This is a genomic window from Paenibacillus sp. FSL R5-0341 (genome assembly GCF_037975235.1).
GTDB lineage: Bacteria > Bacillota > Bacilli > Paenibacillales > Paenibacillaceae > Paenibacillus > Paenibacillus amylolyticus_A.
In genome coordinates, this window is the sequence record NZ_CP150241.1 from 4,524,856 (window position 1) to 4,537,817 (window position 12,962).

At 43.8% G+C, this 12,962-nt stretch carries 11 protein-coding genes; 2 read left to right on the forward strand and 9 right to left on the reverse strand.

Going from position 1 to position 12,962, the window contains the following annotated elements:
• Positions 1-85 precede the first annotated feature (85 nt).
• The 9 genes from MKX75_RS20310 to MKX75_RS20350 form a co-directional block, all read right to left on the reverse strand.
• Positions 86-1,351 carry an adenosylhomocysteinase gene (locus MKX75_RS20310; protein ID WP_339166562.1) on the reverse strand — a complete coding sequence of 422 codons (1,266 nt, stop codon included), beginning with the start codon at positions 1,349-1,351 and terminating at the stop codon, positions 86-88.
• A gap of 44 nt (positions 1,352-1,395) precedes the next feature.
• Positions 1,396-3,027 carry a bacillithiol biosynthesis cysteine-adding enzyme BshC gene (gene bshC / locus MKX75_RS20315; protein ID WP_339166563.1) on the reverse strand — a complete coding sequence of 544 codons (1,632 nt, stop codon included), beginning with the start codon at positions 3,025-3,027 and terminating at the stop codon, positions 1,396-1,398.
• 157 nt (positions 3,028-3,184) lie between these two features.
• Entirely contained in the window at positions 3,185-4,954 is a 1,770-nt protein-coding gene (locus MKX75_RS20320) for an ABC transporter ATP-binding protein (protein WP_062835465.1), read from the reverse strand.
• A 17-nt stretch (positions 4,955-4,971) separates the two neighbouring features.
• A complete protein-coding gene (locus tag MKX75_RS20325; RefSeq protein ID WP_082762815.1) occupies positions 4,972-5,898 on the reverse strand; it encodes an ABC transporter permease in 927 nt (308 codons plus the stop codon).
• Positions 5,899-5,900: 2 nt separating this feature from the next.
• Complete coding sequence (locus MKX75_RS20330; protein WP_062835467.1) at positions 5,901-6,833, reverse strand: ABC transporter permease; 933 nt, start codon at positions 6,831-6,833, stop codon at positions 5,901-5,903.
• A gap of 190 nt (positions 6,834-7,023) precedes the next feature.
• Positions 7,024-8,721 (reverse strand): peptide ABC transporter substrate-binding protein, encoded by a 1,698-nt coding sequence (locus tag MKX75_RS20335; protein ID WP_062835468.1) that lies wholly within the window; start codon positions 8,719-8,721, stop codon positions 7,024-7,026.
• 153 nt (positions 8,722-8,874) lie between these two features.
• A complete protein-coding gene (locus MKX75_RS20340; RefSeq protein ID WP_062835469.1) occupies positions 8,875-9,249 on the reverse strand; it encodes a DUF3397 domain-containing protein in 375 nt (124 codons plus the stop codon).
• A complete protein-coding gene (locus MKX75_RS20345) occupies positions 9,249-10,208 on the reverse strand; it encodes a 2-dehydropantoate 2-reductase (protein WP_339166565.1) in 960 nt (319 codons plus the stop codon). The genes MKX75_RS20340 and MKX75_RS20345 overlap by 1 nt, the downstream gene beginning before the upstream one ends.
• Before the next feature lie 150 nt (positions 10,209-10,358).
• On the reverse strand, positions 10,359-11,009 hold the full coding sequence (locus MKX75_RS20350; RefSeq protein ID WP_017687282.1) for an RsfA family transcriptional regulator: 651 nt from the start codon (positions 11,007-11,009) through the stop codon (positions 10,359-10,361).
• A 315-nt stretch (positions 11,010-11,324) separates the two neighbouring features.
• On the opposite strand from MKX75_RS20350, the gene MKX75_RS20355 reads away from it, so the two are divergent.
• Positions 11,325-11,561: a DUF2626 domain-containing protein gene (locus tag MKX75_RS20355; RefSeq protein WP_076332330.1), complete on the forward strand. Its 237-nt coding sequence runs from the start codon at positions 11,325-11,327 to the stop codon at positions 11,559-11,561.
• A 183-nt stretch (positions 11,562-11,744) separates the two neighbouring features.
• Positions 11,745-12,830, forward strand: coding sequence for a hypothetical protein (locus tag MKX75_RS20360; protein ID WP_339166566.1), 1,086 nt, complete (start codon positions 11,745-11,747; stop codon positions 12,828-12,830).
• Positions 12,831-12,962: the final 132 nt, after the last annotated feature.

A 12,962-nucleotide genomic window follows, 5' to 3' on the forward strand; every position in this document is an offset into this window, starting at 1 on the left:
GTCTACCCGCACATGAGCCATATCATCAATAAACCATTCTATACCCTTTGAATCATTTCATCAGCTTGTAATTAATGGATAAAGCTTAAAATTTCCAACTATCCAGGTATTTTTCCTGTTCTACTGACAAGGAGTCAATGCCAATATTCAGGCTTTCCAGTTTATAGCTGGCAACCTGTTGGTCGATATCGTAAGGTACGTTAACCACGTTTTTACCCAAGTTTTCATAATTCTCACTTACATAACGCAGACCAAGTGCTTGAAGAGCAAACGTTGTATCCATGATTTCGGCCGGGTGACCATCCGCAGCACCCAGGTTTACAAGACGCCCCTCTGCAAGAAGGTACATTTTACGACCATCTTTAAAGCGATATTCCTCAATGTTGCGGCGAACTGTACGAATCGATTCCGAACGTTTAGCTAGTTCAGGTTTATTCACTTCAACATCAAAGTGACCTGCATTGCTCAGGATTGCTCCGTCCTTCATTACATCGTAATGCTCACCCGTAATAACATCCTTATTACCTGTAACTGCGATAAAGAAATCGCCCAATTTAGCAGCTTCCACCATCGTCATGACCCGGAATCCGTCCATGTGTGCTTCTACTGCTTTGATTGGATCAATCTCAGTTACGATTACATTCGCTCCAAGACCTTTGGCGCGCATCGCTACACCTTTACCACACCAGCCATATCCGGCTACGACTACATTCTTACCTGCTACAACCAGATTGGTTGTACGGATGATACCGTCAAATGCGGATTGACCTGTGCCATAACGATTATCAAACAGATATTTGCAGTATGCGTCATTAACTGCCACCATCGGGAATTTCAATTGGCCTTCTTTCGCCAATGCTTTCAAACGAATAATGCCCGTTGTCGTTTCTTCTGCTCCTCCGCGAATTGTCGCTGCAAGATCAGGACGCTCGGATGCAATAATAGTTGCGAAGTCTCCGCCATCATCAATAATGAGATCAGGTTTCACCTCAAGCGCACGAAGCTGCAGTGATTTGAATTCCGCAGGTTCCGGGTTGTACTTCGCGTATACGGTAACGCCATCTTCTACCAATGCAGCGCAGACATCATCTTGTGTAGACAAAGGATTACTGTGCGTAATCGTTACTTCTGCGCCGCCGGCTTGGATCACTTTTGCCAAGTAAGCTGTTTTTGCTTCCAGATGAAGACAGATGGCAACCTTCAAACCTTTAAAAGGAAGATCCTGTTCAAACTGGCGACGAATACGGTTCAATACCGGCATGTGCGCCTCTACCCAATCAATTTTCAAATGACCCTCTGAAGCGAGTCCCATGTCTTTAACAATACTGTTTTGCAATGCAGGTGTAGTCATTTCACGTCCTCCTCGTTTATGTGTTTCTTCTATTATAAAGGTTTCTACAGTGCAATAACCTTGTGCTCTCCACGGAATTCGCTTGAAGCCTTAATCAGTTCATCGATCCACTGGGTGCCATAACGATTCAGGTAAAAGAGTGCATTATGTACTCGTTCCTGCGGTTTGCCCGCCGGGAAAAGAGAGTTTTGAATGCCGTTCCAATGCCTTAAACTTACATTATGTTTATCTTCAATGGCTTTGTGAGTCTGCTGCTTGAGATACTGCATTTGCTCGTTAATTTTACTCAAGTTAGTATCTCCAATTCGTTCCAACCCAGGATGAATCTCCGTAATTTCATCTAACAAAGGACCATACAGATCCAAAAACGCTTCCTGGACCTTGTCAAATTGTTCATCTACTTGGAACGTCTCCTGCTGAGCTAGCCACTGTTCCTTCTTGTCTTCCATATGATATTGAACATCCTGAAAAGAAAGTCCATATTGTTTCATATGTTTGTGATGAATATCTTCTATGATAGTGAAGGACAACCGCGGTAATAAAATAGGCATTTGCAGTCCGAACTGCTGGAATGCTTCGCGAGTCAAACCCCAATATGCAATTTCACCTTGACCCAAAATAACAGCGGCTACAGGCAGAACCGAATCCTGCATTAATGGCCGAGTCAATACGTTGTTACTGAAGCGCTCCGGATGCTCTTCAAGTTCCTGAAGCAAACGCTCCTCTGTGAAAGAAACCAGGCCTTTGCGATCGCTATACAAGCCATCCTTAAGCATCAAAAGCAAACGTGTGCCTTCATGGATATAGAACAGATTGGCTCCATCCTCAGCCACTTCGGCAGGCATAGCATAACCAGCTTGTTCCACCAACGAAGCTCCTTGTGCATAAGCGTTACGCAACACTTCATTTCGTCGGATTAACTGTTCAAACACGGGCCGCTCCAATCTACGCAAGTCCGGATCTGATGCGTCCATTAGTATAAGTCCAGTGCCGGCAAACAAAGCGGATATCATGCGGGCAAATGCATCACTCAGATTCGAACTGGATTGATGGATCTCAGTAATGCATTTCATCAATCCTGGTTTATGTATCGTATCAGGTAACAGACGCTCCACCTGCTCGAGTACACTCATCCACTGCTGCGTATCCACATGAACATTACTCACAGAATCCCTTCCTGCGAATCGTCCCTGCAACTTGACTTTCTTCATGTCTCCCTGGTGATTAGGCAGGTAGGTATGGTTAACCTCATCCCAGTCATGATCTTCACCAGCGATCCAAAATACTGGAACTACCGGGCGTTGAAGTCTTTCTTCGGCTTCACGGGCAGCTGCCACTACGCTAGCGGCTTTGTATATGACGAACAATGGTCCGGTAAACAGACCGCTCTGCTGTCCTCCTGTAACCACCAATGCGCCTTGTTCTGCAAGACGTGTGATGGACGCATGAACCTCTTCATGGTCGTTCACCCGTTTATTATATATACGTAAATACTCTGCCAGGTCACGACGATCAATACGTGTGTTTTCCGATTGGTCCAACCACTCGGCACGCGTCTGAAGTCCTGATTCCCAGCGAATGTCATACTCGTAAAGGACACGCGCAGCATCTCTTGAACAGATATAATCTTCTGCAAGTCTTGATCCGCTGCGGAGTGCCTCGGTAATACCGTTCATGAGGTCTGCCTCCTATTCTGCTTCAAAGAGCCTTTCTTGATTGTACCGAATTCAGGGCCGCTTCGTCAAAAGAAAGTCATTAAAAAACGAAAAAAACCGCCGAACGAGTCGGCGGCACATAATACATCAATAATAGCATATCACTTTAATATTTCTATTATACGTAAGGCTCTGCAACCCAGTGACCTTTGGAAACCTCAATCAATTGAGCATTTTCCAGGTTGTACGGGTCATTTGCAGGACCGCCAGATCCATTTTGAATCGGGCTCATATGCTCTTCCGGCAGCAAGATGCGACGTTTGTTCGCTTCCACTTCCGGATCAGGCACAGGGATCGCGGAGAGCAATGTTTTGGTATAAGGGTGGACAGGGTTCGCATACAGTTCTTCACTTTCTGCGAGTTCAACCACTTTACCCATGTACATTACAGCTACACGGTCACTGATATGTTTAACCATGGACAAGTCATGCGCAATAAAGAGGTATGTCAAGCCGAGACGTTGCTGAAGTTCTTCAAGCAATTTAACGACCTGAGCCTGAATGGATACATCCAGTGCAGACAATGGCTCATCACAGATGATGAATTTAGGGTCTACAGCAAGTGCACGCGCAATCCCGATCCGTTGTCTTTGACCACCAGAGAATTCATGTGGATAACGAAGTGCATGACTTGGATTCAAACCTACCAGATCAAGCAACTCTTCCACTCGTCTCTTACGCTCTTTAGAGCTAGAAGCCAGACCATGAATATCAAGGGACTCTCCGATAATATCCATAACGTTGAAACGCGGATTAAGGGATGCATACGGATCTTGGAAGATCATCTGCATATCTTTACGCATTTCTTTCATTTTACGCGGGGACAACTTGTAGATATCCGTTCCGTTAAAGTTAACACTTCCGCCAGTTGGCTCATAAAGACGCAAAATGGTACGACCTGTTGTGGATTTACCACAGCCTGACTCACCTACAACGCCAAGTGTTTCTCCTTCAAAGATATCAAAGCTTACGTCATTAACCGCTTTAAGAATGTTACCTTTACCCAGATTAAAGTACTGTTTCAAGTTTTTCACTTGTACCAGAGGCTTGTTGCTGCCTTTGATAATACCAGCCGGTGTTGGTTTTTCCTTTTTGGGCTCGTCCAGACGAGGCAAAGCATTCAGCAATTTAATCGTATATGGATGTTGAGGGTTACTAAAGATTTCAGCAGTTGTTCCTGTTTCAACAACTTCGCCTTCTTTCATAACAACAACTCGGTCACACATACCCGCTACTACACCAAGGTCATGCGTAATCAGCATGATCGATGTTCCAAGCTTTTGCTGCATGTCTTTCATTACATCCAGGATTTGAGCCTGGATTGTAACGTCAAGTGCAGTTGTCGGCTCATCCGCAATCAGAAGGGATGGACGACATGCAAGCGCAATCGCGATCATGGCACGCTGACGCATACCACCAGAGAATTGGTGTGGATAATGATTCATGCGAATAGCTGCATTTTTGATACCTACAAGTTCCAGCATTTCCAAAGCAGCTTTATCCGCCGCTTGTTTGGACATGTTCTGATGCTTGCGCAATACTTCGGTAATTTGTTTACCAATTTTAATGGTAGGATTCAAAGAAGTCATTGGATCTTGGAAGATCATACCGATATCTTTACCACGAATCGCTTCCATTTGTTTGTCTGTCTTATTCAGCAGGTCTTGCCCGTGAAAAGTAATTTCTCCGCTTTTGACCTTCGAAGGCGGGGAGGGAATCAATTTCATGATGGTTTGGGCGGTAACACTCTTACCACTACCGGATTCACCTACGATCCCCAGCGTCTCTCCTTTGCCAATTTCAAAACTCACATTTTTAACGGCATCAAATTCACCAGAGCGCGTTGAGAATGACACGCTCAAGTCCTTGACTGTTAAAATCGGCTCCATAATCCCACCTCCTATTTCTATTTACGTAATTTCGGATCGAGCGCGTCGCGCAAACCGTCACCGAGCAAGTTAAATGCAAGCATAGTCAGAACCATCAGACCTGCCGGGAACCACATCCGCCAAGGATACAGCGTCCAGCCTGTGAGTGCGTCATTGATCATGGATCCCAGGGATGATCTCGGTGCAGATACACCAAGTCCGAGGAAGCTCAGAAACGCCTCAGCAAAGATCGCGTTAGGAATGGACAATGTCAAAGTTACGATAATCGGACCAACTGCATTTGGCAACAAGTGACGGAACAATTGACGTCCTGTACTTGCACCCATGGAGCGAGCCGCGAGAATGAAGTCTCTGTTTTTGAGTTGCATAATCTCACCACGTACAATCCACGACATACTGATCCAGCCTGTAATGGTGAGGGCAATGATGATGGTTGTCAGACTTGGTTCCAATACAACCAGCAACAAGATAACAACGAGCATGTAAGGCAGGGAATACAGGATTTCGGAGAACTTGTTCATGATACCATCAACACGTCCGCCATAGTAACCCATAATTGCACCATAGATTACACCAATAACAAGGTCAATCAGAGCTGCTGCCAAACCTACAGTAAGGGATACACGAGCACCAACCCATGTTCTTACCCATACATCACGACCAAGTTCATCTGTACCGAACCAATGCTCGGCACTAGGCGCTGCGTTGGCATTCATCAAATCATTTGAATAATAATTATAACTTGTGAACAAAGAAGTTGGACCAATCAAAGAGAAAATCACGACAAGAACCAATACACCCAGACTTATCATAGCAGCCTTATTGGTTGCAAGTCTGTACATGGCATCTTTAAAAAGGGATACACTTTCTTGCGGTTTAACCGCTGCCTGACTAGTCAGGTTAGTGTTCGCCGTTTCATTCTTTTTATTATTCGTGCCAGACAACGTTATGCCCCCTTCCGGCTTTCCAGCTTAATTCTAGGATCGATCAGCACGTAAGCAATATCTGTTAGGAAACGTGCCAACATGAGGAGAATACCATAGAAAATCGTGATTCCCATAATCATGGTGTAATCTCGGTTTGTGATACTTTCTACGAATACTTTACCAATTCCCCCGATGTTAAAGATCTGTTCAATTACAACGGAACCTGTGATGATATTCGCTGTCATTGGACCAACATAAGTTACTACCGGTAGAATACCGTTTCTTACAACGTGTTTAAACATAATCGCTGGCCATTTCAAACCTTTGGCTTTAGCTGTTTTGATATAATCTGCATGTAAAACTTCCAACATGCTGGAACGCGTCAAACGTGCGATAAAGGCAATTGGTGATGCAGACAATGCTGCAACTGGGAGTACATAGTCAAGCGGTCCGTCGAAGCCCATAACGTTGAACCATCCCAATTTGAAGGCAAATAGATACTGTAGTAATGATGCGAGCAAGAAGCTCGGAACAGCAATACCTATGACAGCTATGACCATTGTGACATCATCAATCAATTTGCGGTGATAAACAGCTGCCAGAAGACCCAGCAACACACCAACAATAATGGAGATAATGATCGCAAAGATTCCAAGCTTCAGTGAAGCGGTGAATGTCTCAGCAATCATACTGGATACATCGCGATTCAAATATTTCATTGAAACCCCGAAATCCCCTTTGACAATTCCACCCATATACTTCAGGTATTGTTCATACATCGGCTTGTCCAGTCCATACTTGGTTTCCAAGAGTGCACGGATCTCAGGTGATACTTTTTTCTCGGATGTAAAAGGGTCACCAGGAATGGCCTTCATCAGGAAGAAAGTCATCGATGCGAGTATGAAAAGCGATAGCAGCATAAATAGTAGTTTTTTCAAAACGTACTTAACCAACCCTTGCACACCTCCACAAACAATATTTTGTATACAAATCGATTGTAGAATTAGACAGAAATAAAGTCCAATCCATTTATCGGAAATTTCAAGAATTATAAGGAAAATCGGTGCACATACAAAAAAATCGGGATATATATGGAATTCCACATATATATCCCGAAGTAATCATATTAGACTTCAGAACAACTTATTTCTCTTCCAGATATGCACGAGTGAAGTCAATAGCTCCACTGAAATCAAGTTGTACGCCTTTCAGATAAGGCTTAGTCAAAGATACGTTAGTGTAGTAATAGATTGGCATAACGCCCATTTCATCTTGAATCAGGATTTTCTCAGCGTCAGCAAATGCAGCCATACGTGCAGCTGGATCAGCAGATTTTACAGTGTCTTTAACATCTTTGTCATACTGTTCGTTGCTGAATTTGGAATCATTGTTTGTGTTTCCAGTAGTCCACATTTCCAAGAAGTTGTATGGATCGTTGTAGTCAGCAGACCAACCTGCACGAGCTACTTGGAAGTTTTGGTTTTGACGGTTCTCAAGGAATACGCCCCACTCTTGGTTTTCTGTTTTCACATCAACACCAAGATTTTGTTTCCACATGTCAGCAATCGCTAAAGCAATTTTCGCGTGACCATCACTTGTGTTGTAGATCAAAGTAACAGCTGGCAATGTTGTGTAACCTTCTTCTTTCATACCTTCAGCAAGCAATGCTTTAGCTTCGTCCACATTTTCAGTGAAGTAATCGTCTTTGTGCTCATCACGGAATTCGCCGTTTTCACCACGGATACCTGGAGGTACAAAGCCGAATGCTGGAATTTGTCCACCTTGTGTTACTTTGTCAACGATCAACTGACGTTGAATGGACATTGCAAATGCTTTACGGATTTTAACGTTGTTAAATGGTGCTTCGTTTACGTTGAACTGGTAGTAGTAAGTACTTGCAATACCAGTAGCTTTGAACTCGTCCGGCAATTCCGCTTTTACAGAAGGAATTTGGTCGGAAGGAATTTCACCGTTAGGTGCACCAGTGTAGTCCAATTGTCCTGATTTGTAAGCTTGCAGTTCAGAAGCACTGCTGTTAGTCAGGGACATATCGATTTGAGCCAACTTGATGTCGGCAGCTGCATGGTAACCATCGTTTTTCTTCACAACAATTTTTTGACCTTTAGCGTATTGATCCATTACGAATGGTCCGTTAACGATCATGTTTTTGTAGTCTGTGAAGAATTTATCATTTGTGTCAGCAGATGCATGTACTGGATAGTACGTGTAGAATGCTGTCAGACCCAAGAAGTATGGTGTTGGGTTTTCCAACGTTACTTCCAGTGTGTTTGCATCAGTAGCTTTAACGCCTACTTGTGAGAAATCTGTGATTTTAGTACCAGTGTATGTTTCGTCTTTGCTGAGGTTGTAACCTTCAGCGCCTTTGATGTAGTACAATTGGTATGCATATGGAGAAGCTGTTTCCGGTTTCAAAGCACGTTCCCAAGAACGAACAAAGTCTTCGGCAGTGATTGCATCACCATTGCTCCATTTAGCTTCCGGGTTCAGGTTGAAAACATATTTCAAACCATCTTCGGAGATTGTCCAGTCTGTAGCTACGCCTGGTTGTTCTTTACCATCAGCATCGATGCGTACAAGACCTTCATACAAGAATTTCAGAACTGTGTTGGTTTGGCTGTCTTTTGCTTGAGCCGGGTCCAACGTAGGAGGTTCAGCTGACAGGTTGATTTTCAGGATTTGATCTTTAGCAAGACCATTTCCTTCGTTTGCAGAACCAGTATCGGTGTTACCTGTGCCTTCGTTTTTCGATCCGCACGCTGCAAGTACGGTACCGAACGCCAAAATCAGCGTCAAAAGGACTAATAGACTTTTCCTTTTCATCTAACACGTTCCCCCTAAATTGATATGGTTTATATGTTTATAGATTATACAACCACCGGTCAAAAAAATCTACATTACTTTTTCAGAAAGTAATGTTTTTTTCAGTTTTCGACAAAATCGACACATTTTTTAGCCCTTTTGCGTTATGTATCCTCACATCTGTTGCATGAAGTATCTAAATAATCCAAATAAAGTAAACAAAACATACCCGAAACTCATGATGACGAAAGCCATGCGCCATACGGCCCGGAACATTCTACCCCTATCGACCTTCCCTTTTAGTCGATTTTGCGCACCCCCAATGAATCCAAGTGCTACTAGTATGAGTATTAATGTCAGATAAAAACCAAAATTCGAGTCAAATGTTAAGTTGAATAACGCTGAAACTGAAAATACGAGAAAAAAAGTGGTTACATCCATTGCCATTCGCAATGCTGAGCGTTTGTCTTTTTTCCAAATGTACATTCCCCAATACACAAGAAAGAACGGAAAAAAAGGTAGTATGCTCAATACAATAAAAAGTGCCATTAACTCACTCCTTCCGGTTGCATTCCTTCAATCAGATGAAGCAGTATTTCATGTGTAGGTGCAGTAAGGCCTGACTTTTGTGCCATCCTTACAATATGTCCGTTGATTGATCCGACTTCTGTACCACGTCCTTGAAGAACATCTGCAAGCATGGAGGAAGTATTCGTGGCTGTGGAACGACAGACATCGATCAGTTGCTCCCACATATCCTGATCTAGCCTTATTCCACTGGTTGAGTAGATTACCAATGTTTCATCATATAACTGGCGCATAAGCTTCTTGCGATCTTCCTTAGTGATCAATTCACCATTGGGAATTCGCCATAATGCCGTAAGCGGGTTAATGACCGCGTTGATCAACAGTTTTCTGTATATCAGCTTATCGATTTCATTCGACACTGTACAGTCAAATCCTGCCTGCTGCAGAAGTTTCGATAGAGTAAATGTGCTCTTCTCCTCTATTGAGGAAGGTGCTTCTATATGTATGTTACGCCTCCCCAGTCTGGTTTCACCTGCACCCGCACGAGTGACCTCACACTGGGCACGCTTCGCACCCTCTGTTGTAATCACGCTACATAGCAGTGAATGTGGCAAAGCAGCTTGTAATTTTTCCAGATGGCCCATCCCATTTTGAAAACACGCGATGTTCAGCACATGATCCTTCAATGGACTAATCTCATGAATGAAATCGTCAATGCTTGTCTGCTTAACCATGAGCAGCAACCATTCTCCAGGAGTGTGCTCCCACGTGTCCGACAGCTCGTTGATCGGTTTTGCCTGTATCTGATCCGGTAGAATATGTATCTTCCCGTCTCGCTCCACGATCGTTACTCCATCACGGCTTAGTAGCTCTGCATGAGCGGGTGTTCTGGTCCAAAATCGAACCTGGTTACCTGCCGCCAGCAGTTTTCCGCCATATAATAGACCCAGTGACCCTGCTCCTACGATGTCAATAATCATATGATGCACCCCTCTCCGCTTCAGTAGGTAATCTTCTCTTATCTATAATAGAGCAAAAACACCAAACTAAAAACCCGTCATACCTGCCGTTATGTAACGGAGGTGTGGCGGGTTTATATCTGACATTCGCAAATCAAAGGCCTGTTCTTGCTATTCAATTCGTTCCAGGTTCCCGTTGGCATCCATCTTGAAACGTGTTTTGAGTTCCTCTTCTTCTTCAGACAGAAATGCGAGTCTGCGAGCCCGATCCATAATCTGAATCAAAGCTTTGTAATCGTCATTTACCACACGGTAATCCGTCTGCACCTCATTCACTTCTTTGGAGAGACGGTCATTCTCGCAGCGCAGTTCCAGCAATTCATCTTCTTTCTCCCGAAGCTCCTTCTCCAGCATCTTGAGCTGACGACTGCTCTCCTGCACTGTTCCTTTCCATTGTCGAAGGAAGCGAATTACCGCATCCATTGATAATGAATCGTCCGAGATCCCATCTGATTTGTACAGATGTTCTTCGGTATCCAGTGTAGATAGAGCTGCAACCTGCGGTCCCAGCATAGCCGGCTGCTTTCTGAGATAACTGCGTTTTTGCCGTTGTGCCTTGGCGTTACTGATGGCAGACTCATACTTTTTACGTACACAGCTGTTCCAGCGAAAACCGCATGCGGCAGAAGTTCTGCCTATTTTTTCGCCTACCTCTTCAAAAGCGGCCAGTTGTGTACTACCTTCCCGAATATGACGCAAAGTAACCTCAGCCAATATCAAATCGTCCTCTGTACTCCAAGCATCCTGTCTCACTGCAGTCATGCTATAATACCCTCCTAACAACATCCTAAAATAACCGTCCGCATTACCGGAAGCCCGGTATGTGAATTAGGTATAAAAGCTGCTTCATTCATTCTTATGCCTCTCATAGAGTTCATAGAATTGATTTCATACTAAAATGTATTTCCACATTTAGCCTTGCTCATACGTAACATATGTAAAACTACTCCCGCTTTACTTGCTAAAGGGCAAAAAAAGAATTCGCTTTCATATCCAATTTTGTTTACACGTTTTTCCTTTCCCGGTATAATGTTGTGTAGACAATCTATGATCGCACTTAGGAGAGGAGGATTTACCGTGGCACGCATGTTTCGGGTACTCGGGTTCTTCACGCTTGCGATTGGCCTGATGGCTTTTGCGGGAGATCTGGTCGAAATGGCTTTGCTTTTTTTCCTGCAGACTGCGTTTTTTGTCATTTTGGGATACTTGAAATTCACTGAAAGAACGTACATATTGCTCTTCTGGGGTTATATGATCGTGACATTCACGGGATTCAGCTACTGGACTGTATTCCAAATGGGGTTGCCGCTCTAATCCACCTGCAGCATCAAAGTGATCCGGCATCAGTCGGGTTGCTTTTTTGTTGTGTTCAGATTAAATGATTGTTCGTGGTGTTATGTAACCACTAAGGATATTTCACGTATTTGTTTCATATATTGTCTGGAAGACAACAAGCCTGTACTATTGTCATTTAAGAAGTGGAAAGGAGAATGATCGGTGAAACGTCAATACGGCATTACCGCCTTTATATTATGCATCATTGTATTTGTGTTTCTACAGCTACCATCAACCTATGCCTATGGAGAGTCTTCACCCGAAGATACACGTGAAATCTTGCAAAAAAGTCTGTCCATCGTTGAAATCGATCATGAAATCGAACGCATCGCAGAAAGGCAGAAACAGCTGGCTCAACAATACGAGACATTATCCGTCCAGCTTCAGGAACAGGAACAGCAGATACATATTCAGCAAGATCGGGCCGGCGCTGTAGTTAGATCCTACTACACGGGAGAACGCGACAGTCTTCTCATGACAGTTCTGGGAGCCAGGTCATTCAAAGACCTGTTTGTACTGTATGATTACTACCAGATTATTATAGGACGGGATCAGGCTGTGCTGGACAAGTATCAAGACCGTTATCGCGACCTGCAACAGACTTCCACTCAGATTCGTCAGACTACAGCAGAATTATCTGAAATGAAGACTAATCTTCAAAACCAGCGAGAACGTGTTGTCGCCTTGCAAAAAGAAGTGGACGACCAAATAGCCACCAGCGGAGATGCGGCGGCGATTCAAAAACTGATGGACGAACTGACTCTCTATTGGGAGAATATCGGCATCTATGAGGTGAAACGATATTTTAAAGCTTTGGCATCTGCGATGCAGAACCTTCCGGACTTTATTCAAGAGCAAAACGGAGGTATATCCACAACAGGAACAACGTATACAATTCGGATTGGCCAAGATGAGCTTAATGCGTTTCTACGTTCCCAGAATTCCATCTTTGAAGACTTTGCCTTTAAGTTCAATCAGGATAAAATTACAGCTTCCGGTCAGCGGGATCAGTTGCAATTAAGCATTGAAGGACATTATACGGTAGAAAATGAACCTCAAAATTCCATTCGTTTTCATGTGGACAAACTTGTATTCAATCAGCTTGAATTACCAGACACCACTCGCCGAATGCTGGAAAGAGAGTTTGACCTTGGCTTCTATCCGCAGAAAATTCTGTCCTTCGTCAAAGCCACCGATGTTTCAACAAGTGAGGGTGTACTAGAAGTAAAACTGGCTATATCTTTTTAAAGAGGTTGTTCAAAAAGTCCACTTTTGATTACGAAGGATGCCTTGTGGCATCGTCAGCATCGAATATGAAATTCAGCCGAAATGTCCGTTGCTCACGTAGTTTTTCCTACGCTCCGCTACTCCATTTCTAGC

What these genes read in the sequence shown, in the direction of transcription:
- MKX75_RS20310 (WP_339166562.1), bottom strand. Translation starts at nt 1,351, where the DNA reads ATGACTACACCTGCATTGCAAAACAGTATTGTTAAAGACATGGGACTC.
- bshC (WP_339166563.1), bottom strand. Translation starts at nt 3,027, where the DNA reads ATGAACGGTATTACCGAGGCACTCCGCAGCGGATCAAGACTTGCAGAA.
- MKX75_RS20320 (WP_062835465.1), bottom strand. Translation starts at nt 4,954, where the DNA reads ATGGAGCCGATTTTAACAGTCAAGGACTTGAGCGTGTCATTCTCAACG.
- MKX75_RS20335 (WP_062835468.1), bottom strand. Translation starts at nt 8,721, where the DNA reads ATGAAAAGGAAAAGTCTATTAGTCCTTTTGACGCTGATTTTGGCGTTC.
- MKX75_RS20340 (WP_062835469.1), bottom strand. Translation starts at nt 9,249, where the DNA reads ATGGCACTTTTTATTGTATTGAGCATACTACCTTTTTTTCCGTTCTTT.
- MKX75_RS20345 (WP_339166565.1), bottom strand. Translation starts at nt 10,208, where the DNA reads ATGATTATTGACATCGTAGGAGCAGGGTCACTGGGTCTATTATATGGC.
- MKX75_RS20350 (WP_017687282.1), bottom strand. Translation starts at nt 11,009, where the DNA reads ATGACTGCAGTGAGACAGGATGCTTGGAGTACAGAGGACGATTTGATA.